Genomic DNA, 15,052 nt, shown 5'->3' on the forward strand with positions numbered 1-15,052 from the left:
CAGGACTTTAAGCTAACAGGCATCAAGCCAGATAAAACCTATATACCTCAAAGGCTTGTGAGACAACAAAAAGATCCTAAATGGGTTCTATAAAGCCGGGATACGCTGTAAGTCGATCGCAATAGCGCACCTCGGCGCACCCTAAAAAGATATTAAGAGGCTCCGAAATTCACTTTTGTGACTTCACCTGCGACAACATTAACAGTTTGTTGAATTTGACTACCGTCAACTTTCAACTGATAAGTTCCCGGAGAAAGCTCGATCGCCCCAAACCATCCTTTACCATCGGCGCGCAGTTGACGCACCACGCCAGAAGCATCGATCGACTGCAATGTCAACCTCGCACCGTCGCAAGTTCGATCGCATTGCTGCAAATTTCCGGCGATCGCACCTGTAGTCGGCCGCGACTTCCAAGGCATATCGGGAACGGCTGCTGCTGTCGCCCACACAGGCTGAGTTTCATAGGTTTTGCCCGTCGCAGCATCAACGTATTGACTCGGCACAGAAAGCGCGGTGTAAAACAAATCGTTGCTTTGGGGAACGTATTTCCAAGGCTGGCGGGGCAAATCTCCACTGCCGCCCGATCGCAGTTCCACATTCGTGTACACGTTGCTGCTAGCGTAGGAATAAAGCACCGTACCTGCGACGTGATTCCCTTTCGCAGACGGCTGTTCGGCGCGACGAATCTGACCTAGAGTGTCTTCGATGTAGTTGAGGTAATTGCCGGGGCCGATCGCAATTTGGCGGTTGTACTGGTGGTCTTTGGCGTACTCGATCCAGTTGTCGTAAGCGAGTTTTTGCGATCGTTTGTACTCGCGCTGGTAAGTCATCGGCATCGCCATGTCTACGATCCCTTCTTCCAGCCAAGCGCGCCAATCTTGCAATACTTCTTTGTAAGGCTGCGTTTGATACCATCCTGCCTCGTTTTGCGGGCCATCTCCCCAGGCGATCGTGGCGGCAGTAATTTTAACACGCGGTTTAATCGCAAGGCTTTCTACATAAAGCTTCCGCACTAAATTTGTCACCTGTTCGCGCCGCCACTGCATCCACGCGGGATCTGTGGGTGCGGGTTTGCCCGATCGACCTGTTTGCTGATTGAAACGGGCGATCGCAGTCGGATTGTAGCCCCAAGTCGGCCCGCCGTAGCGCACATAATCCAACTGTACGCCGTCCACATCGTAGCGCTTCAGCAAGTCCAAATAGACGGAAACAGTATAATCTACGGCGTCTGGATGGCCGGGATCGAGATAGCCTTGGGCTTCCCCACCGTAAGTCAGCATTGCCCAATTGTCGCTGCCGGGGGCAGAAGGCCCGTGTTGTTGCCAAACGTGACCGGCGGGAAGTTTGGTTCCCGAAACCACCGGCAGCGTCACCATCCAAGCGTGTACTTCAATGCCTGCGGCGTGGGCTTTGTCAATCAAATCTTGCAGGGGATCGAAACCGGGGGGAACGTTGGGATCGAGGGTGCGGGGTTCGATCGCACTGGTGTAAAAAGCATCGCCACGGCGGCGGACTTGGGCGACGATCGCGTTGGCATTTGCCCGCTGCGCGTCTGCGATCAATTTTGTGACTTCTTGAGGGGTTTTGAAGCCGGGGTTGAAAGCGTCCACCCAGAAGGCGCGAAATTCGGCGGTTTGGGTTTGCGGGGGCATAGTTGCGCTAGCGCGGGATGGGAAGTTGGAGAACCAACCAGGAGTCAGCAGAAAACTAATTGTTAAGCCAATCAGGAACAAGCTTGACAAAAAGAATGTTTTGGTATTTCGCATCAGAAATGTGTGAGAGAGCGTTTAACAGTCCTTTACGGACTTTTGGTTTGAGCGTCCGCTTGACATTTTCGCACAATGGTACATTAAGTGGGCAGATCGGTAAATAGTTGAGTAATACCGCTGGGAGAGTGGAGAATGAGATTAAAATTGACCTCGGCAAAATCGGCGATATTTTCCGATCTTTCAATATAGCGGTTGAGCCAGTAAATTTAATCCGCTACACCACTTAACATAGTTTTACAGGCTAAATACGGTTTTAATGATTTTCATTTTGGCTGTATCAATGCCGCATTCAAGTTTGGAAATTGGACTGAGGGTTTTCCACTTGCCTTTATTCGCGGTGAAGATAGCATCGGCTGTTTTTTCAGGATCGATAGTTTCAAAGCCTCCTATTTTATTGGTTGATAAATAGTTGAGACGGTCAAAAATTTCATCTTTTGATGCACGTTTCACGCTGACTGCTTGAGGAGGAGGAGGCGGCGGCGGTGGCGGTGATATAGAAAATACTTTAGCAATAAAATCTAATCTCGCCTTAGTCAAACCACATTGTAACTTAGTCAGGGGGGTGAAATCTGACCATTGCTCACGGTTAGAATCTACAATTTTATTTGCCGTTTCAACGGGTTTTACATTCTTCCAATTATGCTCTTTAACTAAGTATTTAAGTACAGCTATAATAGTATCTTTTGAGGCTGTACTCAGATTGACTTTGGGATTTGCTTCTCGCGCTAGAATCTTCGCTTGTTCAATATTTGATGGTTTTGGGTCAATGACAATACACCATACTAAATCTAATTTGGCTTGTTGAGCAACAGCATAGACAAAGTGATTGCTCACAACTTGATACTGATAGTCGCCTGTTTCTTTAACGATAATCGGAATCCAATTGCGATTACCTGCTTGCAAGACGGCTTCGGCGGCTCCGGCAATGATAAACTCTGACTCAGAGCAGGGTTCTGCTGACTCAATTTTAGATAACTTCAAGTGCATTAACTTACCGATGTTCTCAGAATTACTCATACAAAAAATACTCCTTCGCTAATTTTAAGTAATATTCAGCAGCCTTCTTGTGTTGAAAAACCGCGGGTGTTCGAGAAAAAGCTGCACTTGAAACAACTTCATATTCGGGAACAGTGAATATAGTTGGATCAATCACCGTTTTTGTAGATTTAGGCCAATAATAGGGTAACAAATTAGGATCTAGAAAAGAATTGTTACCTTTTTTAACTGTAAGAATTGCTTTGATTTCTACACTTAATTTTTTCTTGGAAGCCTCTGTTTCTTTGTATTTATTGAAAAAGATAGGCAGCGCAATAGGGCCACCGTCCTCCCTCAGCTTCTTAACTTCAGGTAAGAATTCTTTAATCACTTTAGCAGCATTTTTTAAAGATGAAAAGTTATTGTGTTCTGTTGGCATGAGGATTACATCGGAAGCTCTTACAGAGCTTTTACTAAAAAAAGTCCAATTTGTAGGCGCATCAATTAATATGTAATCATAATTACCAACAAAAATATTAAGTAAATCTCGCAGTTGTTCTGAACCTTTCTCAATTTGTGCTTCATACTCATAACTCATGAACTTCGATAACCCTGAATCAGATGGGATTACATCAAACATCTTAACTAATTGACCTGCTTTATTCTTCAGATTAAATGGTTGAATAGTTTCTTTAACATTCAATGATCCAGGAAGCAGGCAATCAGATAATTTGACTTTTCCCTCCTGTAAGCCTAATGAATCTGTTAAATCTCCTTGTTGGGGATCGAAGTCAACAACAAGCACTTTTTTATGCTGTTGTCGAAGAATCGCAGCCAAGTTGATTGTCGTTGTAGTTTTTCCCACGCCTCCCTTATCATTATAGATGCAAATTGTTAAAGCTTTGGGTGGGTTTTCCAGCAAGTTCTTAATTTTAGTAATAATTTTAATAATATTATCTTTGGTTATCCTCATGCAGTTAGTAGCAGGCAATACGATTTTACCATGTTTACGGAATAGCTGGATATCTGTTGAGTTAGTGATAATACCCCATTGAGATGTTTGGCACTTAGGAGCAAGAAGATAACCTGTTATCTGTTCTTTAGCTTTTTTGTACGTGGGAGTACCTTCTGCTAAGTTAAGGATTACCTTTCCTGATACTCTCCCTTTAACTTCAATGATTAAGTATGGGTTAATCTTAGCAACTGAAAATTTATCCTCATCGTGATTCTTGCGAGCAGCAAAATCCGCAGGACCCTTCCCTGTTTTAAACTGTTGTACCCACTCATCAGATGTGAAGCCAAGTGCATTTAGAAGGCGTTTGACAAATCGATCTTCGACTTCTGGCTCTTCTGCATTCTCTGAAATACTATCTAAAACTTCATTCCAGTTGATAGTTGTCATGATTTAGACCTAGATACTTAAGTAAAATCATAACGCTTGGTTTGAGTTTGTGTCATCGTTAGCTAGCTCCCGATCTAGCTATATGAACAGTCAACATACTTTTGGAAAAGTTATATATTTTATAGTGCGCTTGACATTTTTGCACATCGGTGCAATTTTGGGCGAAAATACACTGAACTGGCGATCCTCTTCGAGGGCTTCGCTAACGCACTTTTTGAACAAATGATAGTACCGCAATTTCAAACGCTAGCCCTTCCGGGTAACAGCTACTCAACTGCAAGCAATTTGCTCGATCGAGTAGATGGCTGGCGCCAAGAAGCAACCCGAAAGTTGCAGCAAAGCCAGAGAGGAGAAAAAGGACAATTTTTAACACCTTCCTCAGTCGCAAGTTTGATGGCGGGAATGTTTGAATTTAACTGTCCCGATATATCGCTTTTAGATGCCGGGGCTGGTATCGGTTCCCTGTTAGCAGCCGTTGTTTGCGAACTTTGCCAGCGCCAAAACAAACCGCACAGCCTGCACGTTACAGCTTATGAAATTGACCTTATTTTGATTGAATACCTCAAGCAAACCTTAGAATTGTGCAGTATTGAATGTCAGCATTTTGGGATATCTTTTACCTGTGAGGTTCGCGAAATTGATTTTATTCAAGACAGCGCCGATATGTTGCAGCCCAATCTATTTACACAGCCAGTAAAACGGGAATTTACCCATGCAATTATCAATCCTCCCTATGCCAAAATAGACGCTAAATCCCAAGCCAGAACCTTGCTGCGTTCTATAGGACTAGAAACCAGCAATCTCTACGCTGGCTTCACAGTGGCTGCCGCTCACCTGCTCAAACCAAACGGTGAATTAGTGTCGATTACTCCCCGCAGCTTTTGCAACGGTTTATACTTTCGAGATTTCCGCAAAGTATTCCTTCAAATGATGGCTTTACGCCAAGTACACATCTTTGAATCCCGACAGTTGCCATTTCGCGATGATGCGGTGCTGCAAGAAACTATTATTGTGCGCGCCACCAAACAAATAGAACAGCCAAATACTGTACTAATAACCTCAAGCAGCAGCGTGGACGACGACATGGTTTTGTCTCACCAACTGCCCTACACCGCCCTAATTAATCCCAAAGATTCCGAGCAATTTATTCGGATTCTACCGGATTCTGTCAGCCAGAAAGTAGTCGAGCAAATAGCTCAATTTACTTGCACCCTAGAGGAATTAGGCTTAACAGTTTCTACCGGAAAGGTTGTAGATTTTCGTGTTCGCTCTGACTTGCGGCTAAAACCGGAGAACGGTACAGTTCCGCTGATTTATCCGGCCCACTTCTCGGCTGGCGGTGTTGAATATCCCACAGCCACGAGAAAGCATCAAGCTTTAGATGTCACGGAAAAAACTGCTGCACTCCTCGTACCTAACGAACATTATGTTTTGAGCAAGCGCTTCTCGTCAAAGGAAGAGAAAAAGCGAATTGTTGCAGTTGTCTGGGATGCCAATAAAATTAATAGTTCTAGCGTAGGTTTTGAGAACCATTTGAATTACTTTCACCAACAGGGACGCGGATTAGACCTCACCCTGGCGCGGGGATTGACCGTTTATCTAAATTCGAGTTTGGTAGATGCGTTTTTTCGACTGTTCAACGGACACACTCAAGTTAATGCTACGGATTTACGCACTTTGAAGTATCCTAATGTAGAGCAATTACTTTTACTTGGCGCTCAAATAGGAGAAATATTTCCTACACAGCGGGAGCTCGATCGACTTGTCGAGAGACAACTACTGAAGGCGACAAATCCGTTAGAGAATAGTCCGATGACAATCAAGAACCGTATTGATGAATCTCTAGAAATACTTGCAGCGCTGGGTTTTCCAAAAGGTCAGCTTAACGAACGTTCCGCCTTAACCCTTCTGGCTTTGCTTGACCTCAAGCCAAAGGATGCTTGGGAATGGGCAAAATCTCCACTTCGGGGAATCACACCAATTATGGAATTTATGGAGCAGGAGTACGGTAAAAAGTATGCGCCAAATACGCGGGAAACTGTGCGCCGCCAGACGGTACATCAGTTTCTAGATGCAGGTTTAATTGTTGTTAATCCTGACAGTGCCGAACCTCCGGTGAATAGTCCAAAAACTGCATATCAGATAGGAGAAAGTGCTTTGGAACTGCTGCGAACTTATGAGACTTCTGACTGGGACAAGAATGTTCGCGCTTACCTCGTTTCTTTTAACGGATAAAATTTTTTGCAGGCTTATTCCAAAAATGAAAATAATTGTGAGTCAGAATGATGCTAAAATACACTGTTTATATGGCTGCCGCTGGCATCGGAATGACATATACTGTGATGCAAGCGGTTTAATTGACCGGAATTGTCGATCGCACTCAGTAAATTAGATAAGTAACTCGCCAAAATATCTTTGCAATGGAAAAAAAGCAAAACGCTGGATTGTGGGTATCAGTATTGTATTTCGCTCAAGGTCTCCCTTACACCGTCGTTAATTTAATGTCGGTGATTTTTTTGAAAGGTATGGGAACCGACAACGAGACCATCGGATTGACAAGTCTTTTGTCTTTTCCTTGGGTTTTAAAAGGTTTGTGGGGACCAGTTGTTGATTTGTATTCCACCAAACGCAAATGGATTTTAGCAACCGAAATCATTTGTGCTTTTCTGTTTGCTTTCCTAGCTTTTGGCGTATTAACGCCGGCACCGATTATTATATCGCTTGTGATCTTTACGGCGATCGCCTTTGTGTCAGCTACTCACGACATCGCCATTGACGGATTTTATCTAAACACTCTCAATAAAGACCAACAAGCCTTGTTTGTCGGGGTTCGCAACACGGCGTATAGAGGTGCTGTCATTGCCGGTAGCGGTGTATTGGTGTTCTTAGCGGGGAAACTGGCAGAACAGCATTTAGTCACCGGAAATACAGGCGACACCAAAACATATCAAAACATTCCGCTGTCACTTTTCGGTTCGGATTTTAGCGTGTCTGCGCTTAACTACGGATGGGCGACAGCCTTTGGTATTTGTGCGATTATGTTTGTGCTGATATATCTCTTTCAGCGGTGGTATCTTCCCTATCCTCGAAATTACGCTCTGGAAGCCGACGCACCCCAACAAACAACAAGCTTTATCGAAGCATTTAAAACTTATTTTCAGCAAGATAAAATTGGTTGGATTGTGACTTATGTCTTGATTTTTAGGTTAGGCGATGCCTTGACGTTTAAAATGGCTCCGCCATTTTTAATGGATAAAGTGGAGAAAGGAGGATTAGCAGTTTCTACATCGGACATGGGTCTGTTATCGGGTACGATCGGGGTAATGTTTCTGTTAATTGGAGGTTTACTGGGCGGCTATTTAATTGCAAAACAAGGATTGAAAAAATGGATGTGGCCGACGGCAATTCTGCAAAATTCAACTAACGTGCTGTATTGGCTGTTGGCAATCAATCAACCGGGTATTGAATGGGCTTATGCTGTAAACTCGATCGAGCAATTTACTTACGGACTTGGCGTAGCTGCCTATACAGTGTTCTTGATGCGGACTGTCCGCCCTGAATACGAAGCATCTCACTATGCAATTACAACTGCTTTTATGGCTGCAGGAGTGCTGATTCCGGGCGTTTTTAGCGGCTACTTGCAGGCGAATCTCGGCTATCAAAATTATTTTTTGATGAGCGCGCTGGCTGTGATTCCCGGTATGCTGACGATTTTCTTTCTGCCCCTAGAAGATGAGAAAAAATTAGCATCCATGCCCAGACCTGGACTGGACGATTTCGATTAATATCAAGTGCGATCGCTATAACTATAATATTCGGGCGGGTCGGGTTTACCAATGTCTGCACTACTTTTGGAGATTTCGGTCAACCCCTCCCTAGAGGAATATTGATGTTTGTAATCATGGAATGAGTATAAATCAATACGCTTGGGTTAGCGCTTTCAGACAAATTTCATTTCACGTATTTATGAGAGTTCCCGACTTGTGAAAGGAAATCAGATTATTCTTATCCCAAGCGTATTGGAGTATAAATTATGTGCGCTTGCGTTCATAAAATAAGGACACAACAATGTTGTGTCCCTACCGAATATCTGTATTGCCAGCCGCCAACTAAATCGCAATAAAATCGCTAGCTGTTAGCGGACTACTTGGAATGCCAGGAATACTGGCAAGAACTTCGCCATTACGGGCCAGTTCAATCGTCGTTATAAAATCGCCTGGAGTAACTCTCACTTGGTTGAAGGTCAAACCTCCGCTCAAACCGATTAAATCTTGACCCTTTTGAAAGTCTACAAGCGTATCTGTACCGGCACCTGCTCCTAACACGAATACGTCGCGTCCAGCGCCACCAATTAAGAGATCCGCACCCATTGCGCCAATGAGTGTATCGTCTCCTTCTCCACCGCTCAAATTGTCATCCCCTTTGCCGCCTAATAGCAGGTCGTTGCCGTTGCCACCGCTGATAATATCGTTGCCTTTGTTGCCGCTGAGAGTGTCGTTTCCCCCATTGCCAGTGATAATATCGTTCCCTCCAAAACCTGATGCTGTATTGTTGGTATCGTCGCCGACTAAATTATTAATTTGGGATGGATCTAGAGCAGTTTGCATTGCTGCAACGTTTGCTAAAAATGAGGCTCCCGGAGTGGTTCTTAATTGCTCTAAACTGCTGCGCGATTCCAGCGAGGTTGCCAAGTCGGGCAGTGCAAAGTCTAAGCCAGCTAACAGCTCTAAATAATCGGAATCTGTGAAAGTGAAATCAGGGCGGCTCAACTCGTCTACAGAGATTTCTTTCTGAGTCAAGCCGGGAGGTGGAGAAGTTAACAAACCGCTTTGCGTGTGCTTGTCCAAGACAAGTAGCGGGTTGATAACCGGGTTAGTAAATGTTTGAAGAACTACTTTTCCGGGGAGAAAAGCTTCTCCTCCCAAACTAACAAAATCGCCCTCAACTACGTAGTGAGTTACATTTTTTCCGGCACCGACTTTCTGCTTAAATGAATTGACTGTACTTTGAGCAACTCCGGGAGAATTGAAGGTGACAACATCTCCGATCGCAGATGTGAATTCAGTGGCGGCTAGTTGCGTTATGGCGCCGCCCAAGCTGTGTCCCAGAAGGTCTGGTGGCAAGCGGCTGGGGTTTTTGGTTGTATCTTGACTGATTTGGGTCAGCCAATTTCCTAATGCTTGTTTGTTGGCTTCAAATTGGTTGAAACCGGTGCCGCGCGGGTCTCCGTTAGCAAGATCATCTACGGGCGAGTCGGTGCCGCGAAATACTAAAACGGGCGGTTTGTCTGAGGTGGTGGAAATTAAGCCGATCGCGTGAAATCCAGTTCCGGGATCGTCAAAGGTGCGATCGATTTGATAGCCAGCAGCACTCAAGCCTGTTTGAACTAAAGTTTGAAACTCGGGATTGTCATCTATGTAAGCAATTTGCTTGGCTATAGTTTCGTAAGCGGCGGGGGAGGAGGGCATATTTTTTTATTTCCTGTCGTTTGAGGGGGAATTAGTTTTTAAGCTACTTAACTAAGTTTACTATAAACTTCGTTTATTGACCATATTAATTGGTCATTTTTATGGGCTTTTTAGGGGCAAATTGATAGAAATTTTTTAATACAAAAAACACTCTCGCTACAAAACCCATGCAGGTTTTGCGCCACCAAAAATACAAATTTTGAGCACCCTAAAGCTATACAAAATCTACCCGCGTAATATCGCTGGCAACTACGCCTCTGAGAGTAGCAAGAATTTCCCCAGTAATCGGGATAGTAATTAAAGCTCCGTCAACACCTTGGGTTACTATAACTTGAGGAAAAGTTAGACCCCTCGACAGTGTAATTAAATCTTCACTATCTTGAAAATCTAAAATCACATCTGCTCCGCCGCCGGATTCCAATACAAAGCGATCGCGCCCCGCACCACCAATTAAAAAATCGTTGCCAAACTCGCCGGAAACCAAATCATTTCCGTCGCCACCCTCCAAATAATCGTTATCTCTGCCGCCGTACAAGAAATCGTCGCCATCACCACCGATGATGCTGTCATTACCTCGATTGCCTCTGAGAGTATCGTTACCGCCGTTGCCGATAACTGTATCCTCTCCAGGACCGCCGGTAGCAGTATTGTTCCGAGCGTCGCCTGATAAATAATTCGGTTGCAAGGGAGCTAAACCGTACTGCATTTGTCTGATTAACTGCACAAAAGAAAATTCTGGTGTTGTTCTCAAACTCTCTGCACCGCCTCTGGTTCTGATCGCGACTGACACATTGGGCAGGGCGAAATTCATCGCAGCGATAAACTCGTTAAAATCTGAGTCGTTGTTATAAGTAAATTCGGGACTGTTTAATTGTTCTACGGAAATTTGCCTCTGCAAAAAATCCACGGGCGGAGTAGTTAACAAATTTTCAGTTCGATGTTTTGCCAAAACAGTTAACGGATTAATACTCGGATCTGTAAAACTTTGGATAAATACTTTACCTGGGATAAATGCTTCCCCAAACAAGCTGACTACATCTCCGCTGACAATGTAGTGAGTGACATTTTTGTTGCCTGCCCTGCTGAGATTTCTCCGAAAACTGGTGAATGTACTCGCTGACACTCCCGGAGAGTTGAAAGTAAAGATATCGCCGGTCAGAGATGTGTATTCGGTTGCTACAATTTGAGCGACTGCTCCGCCCCAACTGTGTCCGATGACATCGGGCAATAATTGGTTGGGGTTTTTACCAGTATTTTGACCGATTTCTGTGAGCCAATTTTTGATATTATCTTTGTTCTTTTCAAATTCCGGTAAACCAATGTCCCGCGAGTCGGAAAAAATAGCGTCGCCGTCGATGAAGTCTGTACCTTTAAATACGAGGGCGGGCGGATTTTCGGGATTGGATGAACCGAACCCGATCGCATAAAAGTTTGTTTCGGGGTCGTCGAATATGCGATCAATATAGTAGCCATTAGTATCTAGGAAACTCGAAACTTCATTTTGCGCGCTCGGCTTTTGATTCAAAAAAACAATTGATTTAGCCAGAGCTTCATAAACAGCAGGCGAGGCACTCATAATATTATATTTTCTGTTTGTTGGTATTTGCGATCGCTCTCTTGTTGAGCTAATTGTCCAATGGTAGCAATTATAGCTGACAAGATTTGTATGGTACACTTGATAATATCAACTCAAGAATTAAGTTTTTGCGGTTATGGGTATCATTCGTCAATACATTGCTCCATTGATAGCGGTATTAGTATTTTTCGCGGCTCTGGTAGCAGTCAGTGCTCGCATCTTTTTGCCTGGTGACATGGCTGCTCCGGCACCGATTGAGGAAGCGATCCCCCAAAAGCAAGCGGCAGTAGTCAATCCAATTTTCTTGGGGCTAAATGATGCGGCTCTCCGTGTCCGCTGAGCTGATGTCTGCTCAACTAATACCGGGTTACTGGCTGCGATCGGGATCGGGACTCGATCGGGCAAAACTGGTAAAGTTTATGCACCGGACATATCGAGAGCTTTACCCCGATCGGGAATTGGGACATTTGGCTCAAACTGTCGAGCAGTATTTTTCTAACCAGACGCCGGTTTGGTGGGTAGAGTGCCAGAAAAACAGCCAAGAAGAGGCAGAAATTTTGCCAATGCTTCCCTCGCAGCATCTCAATCCCCAATCTCAAGCCCAAAATCTGACATCGGTTGTCGGATGTTTGTGGTTGGGAAATGCGATCGACCAAAGCACAGGAACCCGCCACGCTCACATTTTTTTGGTGTACGTAGCACCGGAACACCGCCGTCTGGGGATCGGTGCAGCTTTAGTTATTCATGCTGAAAACTGGGCGCGGGAAAGGGGCGACGGGCAAATTGGTTTGCAAGTTTTTCTGAGCAATCAGCCTGCTATGAATCTGTATCAAAAATTAGGCTATCAGAGCCATTCCGTCTGGATGCTCAAATCCCTTTGAAATATAAATTCTACTGGTTTGGAATCAGGGCTAAAGTCCTGATTCATCCAAATAATGAGGACTGAATTCCTCAACTACAAACTTAAGTAACAGCAGAGATATTCCTTTGTAGTAACTCATATGTTGCACCATTCTCAATTAGCCTTTTATGAACAGGCTTTCCGGCCTGTCCCACAAAAGATAAATTTTATTGTGGAACAGGCCGGAAAGCCTGTTGCTGACAATGGTGCAATATCTCAGTAGTAAGGTACTGCGCGCGCACCCTACAATTATTGACTGCTGGCTGCTGACTGCTGAGTGAGTTGCTTAGGAGCATCCTCTGTACGGTAAAGTTTTTTTATGAACAATAACGACTACTCCAACGCCCTTGATAGTGATACGGAACTGGAAAGCCCTTTGGATCAATTTGACGAATCCGAACCCCCGCTGCCAGATCCCGAGGAAATGCTGCCTTTGCTGGAATCCCCGGAACCTCAGCACCGGATGATTGCGGCGCGGGCTTTTTGCGAACTGCAGGACGATCGAGCAATTTCGCATTTAATTAATTTGTTGAGAGACGGTTGCCCCTTGGTGCGGGTAAGCGCGGCTTATGGTTTGGGGCGAAATCCGAGTCCCGATGCTGTGGAACCCCTGATTCTTCAGCTCAACCGCGATTGGAACGGTTACGTTCGCAAAGGGGTAGTTTGGGCCTTGGGAAATTGCAGGGATCAGCGCGCTTTGCCATCTTTAATTGATGCTCTGAAAACTGATATTTCGGCGGTGCGTTTGTGGGCGGCGAGTTCTCTGGGTCAAATGGCAAAAGTTGGTTACTATGTGGTGATTGCGGCGATTCCGCCGTTGATTGAAGCGCTGCGGGGAGATGCTGTGTCTGCTGTGCGAAGTAATTCCGCTTGGGCGATCGGGCAACTGGCTCGCGAATTGCCAAATAATATAGTGTACGCTGGGGCGATCGACGGTTTGATTGAAGCTTTAGAAGAAGATGAAGATATGGGCGTGCGGGAAGATGCTAAATCTTCACTTTTGCGAGTCGGCGACCCGCGCGGATTGCAGATAATTGAAGATTTAGAAATGGAAGGACTTATGTGATTTAAGCGCCCTCATTACCCATTACCATTACTAATTATGCCTTTCATCAGTGCTAAAACAGATTTTGGTTTCAAAAAAATCTTTGGTTCGCCCCAGAGCAAAGACATTTTGATTAGCTTCCTCAATGCTATGCTCTATGACGCACAGCCAACCATTGAAGACTTAGAAATTATTGACCCTTACGCCGCGCCGAGCGTTACTGGATTAAAAGACACTTACCTAGATGTTAAAGCCAAAATTACAGGCAACAAAACTGTGATTATCGAAATGCAGGTAATAAATGTAGAAGCTTTTACTAAACGGGTAGTGTACAATGCCGCCAAAACCTACGCAACTCAACTCAGACCCAGGGAAGGCTACTCGAAATTAAATCCTCTCATTGCTTTAACAATTACTGATTTTACTCTATTTGAAAATACAGAAAAATTTCTCACTCATTTTGTCTTTAAAGAACTCGAAGAAAACTTCGAGTATTATAACAGAGAAATCGAATTAGTCTTTGTCGAGCTCCCCAAGTTCAACAAAGAACTGGAACAAGTCGAAAACATAATTCAAAGCTGGATTTATTTTATAAAAAATGCTCCCCTCTTCGATGAAATTCCTGAAAAATTTGCATCAATTCCCGAAATTCAAACAGCTTTTTCCATCGCCAGCAGAACTAATTTAACCCTTAAGGAATTAGAGGAGTTGGAAAAGCGGGAAATGTTTTTTGAAGACCAGCGCGGTGCTATTATTAAAAGCCGCCAAGAAGGCATAATTGAGGGGGAAACAGCATTAATATTGCGTCAAATCGCGCGGCGCACTGGTGAAATTTCGCCGGAAATCCAAACTCGCATCCAGCAGTTATCTCTCGAACAATTAGATGATTTAGGAGAAATCTTGTTAGATTTTACCAGTCAAGAGGATTTGATAGCTTGGCTGGAATCCGTGTCAGCATGAATTTATAAATTTTTCACTTCTGATACTAAATCCGGCTTTAATACCCTCTTCATTCTTTATTCGCCGCAGGCGGACGGTGTTTGTGTAATAGTGGTTTCAACCGCCTAGTTCCTAATCTAATAGGTCGGGTTCCCGGCGCACAATCATGTCATAAAGCGGTTGAAAGCTAAACCATCCCATGCGGTGAGACCCTACTTGCTGCTGTGTCAAACGCGCACATTCCGGCTTGATGAGAATGGGTTTTCCTGCTGCTTCGGCCATTAACTGCGCTTGACAAGAACGTTCCATTGCAATAAACCACCAAGCTGCTTCATCTACTGTTTGACCTACTGTTAACAGTCCGTGATTTTGTAAGATAATGGCTTTTTTCTCACCTAAAGTTTTGGCGATGCGTTTAGCTTCTTCGATTTCCAAAACCACTCCGGTGTAATCGTCAAATAAAGCTTGGTCTTCATAAAAAGAACAAGCATCTTGCGTCAGCGGGTCAAGCAGGCGGCCCAAACTCGACCAACTTTTGCCGTAGGGAGAATGAGCGTGGGCTGCTGCGATTACGTCGGGGCGGGCGCTGTGCACTTGGGAATGAATTGCAAATGCTGCTTCGTTGACGGGTTTATTTCCTTCAACAACTTCGCCTTTGTGGTTGACTAAAATTAGGTCGCTGACTCGAATTAAACTAAAGTGCATTCCAAAAGAATTGACCCAGAAATGGTCGAGGTGTTCGGGGTCGCGGACGGTAATGTGTCCGGCAATTCCTTCGCTGAATCCGAAGCGGGCAAATAATCGAAATGCGGCGGCTAAACGTTGTTTGCGGTGGCGGCGTTCTTCTTCAATTGAGTTGAATGTTGGGGGTTGAAAAGTGACTTTGGGGATTTTTATTGCAACCATATATTTTATTAGTGAAAAGACAGGAGGCAGAGCCTCCGAATCGGCATTCCCAGTCAGAGACTGGGAACGAG

The 15,052-nt window shown here is 44.6% G+C and carries 13 protein-coding genes; 6 read left to right on the top strand and 7 right to left on the bottom strand.

The features are described from left to right. Nucleotides 1–152 precede the first annotated feature (152 nt). The 4 genes from NDI35_RS09000 to NDI35_RS09015 all read right to left on the bottom strand — a co-directional run bounded on the left by NDI35_RS09000 (nt 153) and on the right by NDI35_RS09015 (nt 4,146). Nucleotides 153–1,766, bottom strand: a complete 1,614-nt coding sequence (locus NDI35_RS09000) for a family 10 glycosylhydrolase (RefSeq protein WP_445312430.1) — start codon at nt 1,764–1,766, stop codon at nt 153–155. An 83-nt stretch (nt 1,767–1,849) separates the two neighbouring features. Continuing rightward, nucleotides 1,850–1,975, bottom strand: coding sequence for an alpha-E domain-containing protein (locus NDI35_RS09005; protein WP_445312483.1), 126 nt, complete (start codon nt 1,973–1,975; stop codon nt 1,850–1,852). A 28-nt stretch (nt 1,976–2,003) separates the two neighbouring features. Continuing rightward, nucleotides 2,004–2,786, bottom strand: a complete 783-nt coding sequence (locus tag NDI35_RS09010) for a ParB N-terminal domain-containing protein (RefSeq protein WP_445312431.1) — start codon at nt 2,784–2,786, stop codon at nt 2,004–2,006. Then, nucleotides 2,779–4,146, bottom strand: coding sequence for an AAA family ATPase (locus NDI35_RS09015; RefSeq protein WP_445312432.1), 1,368 nt, complete (start codon nt 4,144–4,146; stop codon nt 2,779–2,781). The genes NDI35_RS09010 and NDI35_RS09015 overlap by 8 nt, the downstream gene beginning before the upstream one ends. 222 nt (nt 4,147–4,368) lie before the next feature. Here NDI35_RS09015 and NDI35_RS09020 point away from each other — a divergent pair, with 222 nt between their 5' ends. Together NDI35_RS09020 and NDI35_RS09025 are read left to right on the top strand one after the other, a co-directional pair. Then, nucleotides 4,369–6,381: an Eco57I restriction-modification methylase domain-containing protein gene (locus NDI35_RS09020; RefSeq protein ID WP_445312433.1), complete on the top strand. Its 2,013-nt coding sequence runs from the start codon at nt 4,369–4,371 to the stop codon at nt 6,379–6,381. 185 nt (nt 6,382–6,566) lie between these two features. After that, nucleotides 6,567–7,931, top strand: a complete 1,365-nt coding sequence (locus NDI35_RS09025) for an MFS transporter (RefSeq protein ID WP_445312434.1) — start codon at nt 6,567–6,569, stop codon at nt 7,929–7,931. A gap of 324 nt (nt 7,932–8,255) precedes the next feature. Here the strand turns inward: NDI35_RS09025 and NDI35_RS09030 are convergent, their stop codons facing one another. Next, the gene (locus tag NDI35_RS09030) at nt 8,256–9,614 is read right to left on the bottom strand and encodes a Tle-like phospholipase domain-containing protein (protein WP_445312435.1); all 1,359 of its coding nucleotides are present in this window, start codon (nt 9,612–9,614) and stop codon (nt 8,256–8,258) included. Nucleotides 9,615–9,828: 214 nt separating this feature from the next. After that, a complete protein-coding gene (locus NDI35_RS09035; RefSeq protein WP_445312436.1) occupies nt 9,829–11,190 on the bottom strand; it encodes an alpha/beta hydrolase family protein in 1,362 nt (453 codons plus the stop codon). A 136-nt stretch (nt 11,191–11,326) separates the two neighbouring features. Between NDI35_RS09035 and NDI35_RS09040 the strand changes: the two genes are divergently transcribed. From NDI35_RS09040 to NDI35_RS09055, 4 genes are all read left to right on the top strand, one after another. Continuing rightward, nucleotides 11,327–11,530, top strand: coding sequence for a DUF8624 family small hydrophobic protein (locus NDI35_RS09040; RefSeq protein ID WP_333169542.1), 204 nt, complete (start codon nt 11,327–11,329; stop codon nt 11,528–11,530). Between the two features lie 4 nt (nt 11,531–11,534). Beyond that, nucleotides 11,535–12,071: a GNAT family N-acetyltransferase gene (locus NDI35_RS09045; protein ID WP_445312437.1), complete on the top strand. Its 537-nt coding sequence runs from the start codon at nt 11,535–11,537 to the stop codon at nt 12,069–12,071. A 339-nt stretch (nt 12,072–12,410) separates the two neighbouring features. Further along, entirely contained in the window at nt 12,411–13,157 is a 747-nt protein-coding gene (locus NDI35_RS09050) for a HEAT repeat domain-containing protein (RefSeq protein WP_445312438.1), read from the top strand. 36 nt (nt 13,158–13,193) lie between these two features. Continuing rightward, a complete protein-coding gene (locus tag NDI35_RS09055; RefSeq protein ID WP_445312439.1) occupies nt 13,194–14,096 on the top strand; it encodes an Rpn family recombination-promoting nuclease/putative transposase in 903 nt (300 codons plus the stop codon). A 111-nt stretch (nt 14,097–14,207) separates the two neighbouring features. Here NDI35_RS09055 and NDI35_RS09060 read toward each other — a convergent pair whose 3' ends face one another. Beyond that, nucleotides 14,208–14,981, bottom strand: coding sequence for a class II aldolase/adducin family protein (locus NDI35_RS09060; RefSeq protein WP_333262849.1), 774 nt, complete (start codon nt 14,979–14,981; stop codon nt 14,208–14,210). Nucleotides 14,982–15,052 lie beyond the last annotated feature (71 nt).

Origin of the sequence: Microcoleus vaginatus FACHB-2002, from assembly GCF_040004035.1 — a bacterium.
GTDB classification, from domain to species: domain Bacteria; phylum Cyanobacteriota; class Cyanobacteriia; order Cyanobacteriales; family Microcoleaceae; genus Microcoleus; species Microcoleus vaginatus_C.

Coding starts and splice junctions, on each gene's coding strand:
- NDI35_RS09000 (WP_445312430.1), bottom strand. CDS start 1,766: ATGCGAAATACCAAAACATTCTTTTTGTCAAGCTTGTTCCTGATTGGC.
- NDI35_RS09010 (WP_445312431.1), bottom strand. CDS start 2,786: ATGAGTAATTCTGAGAACATCGGTAAGTTAATGCACTTGAAGTTATCT.
- NDI35_RS09015 (WP_445312432.1), bottom strand. CDS start 4,146: ATGACAACTATCAACTGGAATGAAGTTTTAGATAGTATTTCAGAGAAT.
- NDI35_RS09020 (WP_445312433.1), top strand. CDS start 4,369: ATGATAGTACCGCAATTTCAAACGCTAGCCCTTCCGGGTAACAGCTAC.
- NDI35_RS09025 (WP_445312434.1), top strand. CDS start 6,567: ATGGAAAAAAAGCAAAACGCTGGATTGTGGGTATCAGTATTGTATTTC.
- NDI35_RS09030 (WP_445312435.1), bottom strand. CDS start 9,614: ATGCCCTCCTCCCCCGCCGCTTACGAAACTATAGCCAAGCAAATTGCT.
- NDI35_RS09035 (WP_445312436.1), bottom strand. CDS start 11,190: ATGAGTGCCTCGCCTGCTGTTTATGAAGCTCTGGCTAAATCAATTGTT.
- NDI35_RS09040 (WP_333169542.1), top strand. CDS start 11,327: ATGGGTATCATTCGTCAATACATTGCTCCATTGATAGCGGTATTAGTA.
- NDI35_RS09045 (WP_445312437.1), top strand. CDS start 11,535: ATGTCTGCTCAACTAATACCGGGTTACTGGCTGCGATCGGGATCGGGA.
- NDI35_RS09050 (WP_445312438.1), top strand. CDS start 12,411: ATGAACAATAACGACTACTCCAACGCCCTTGATAGTGATACGGAACTG.
- NDI35_RS09055 (WP_445312439.1), top strand. CDS start 13,194: ATGCCTTTCATCAGTGCTAAAACAGATTTTGGTTTCAAAAAAATCTTT.
- NDI35_RS09060 (WP_333262849.1), bottom strand. CDS start 14,981: ATGGTTGCAATAAAAATCCCCAAAGTCACTTTTCAACCCCCAACATTC.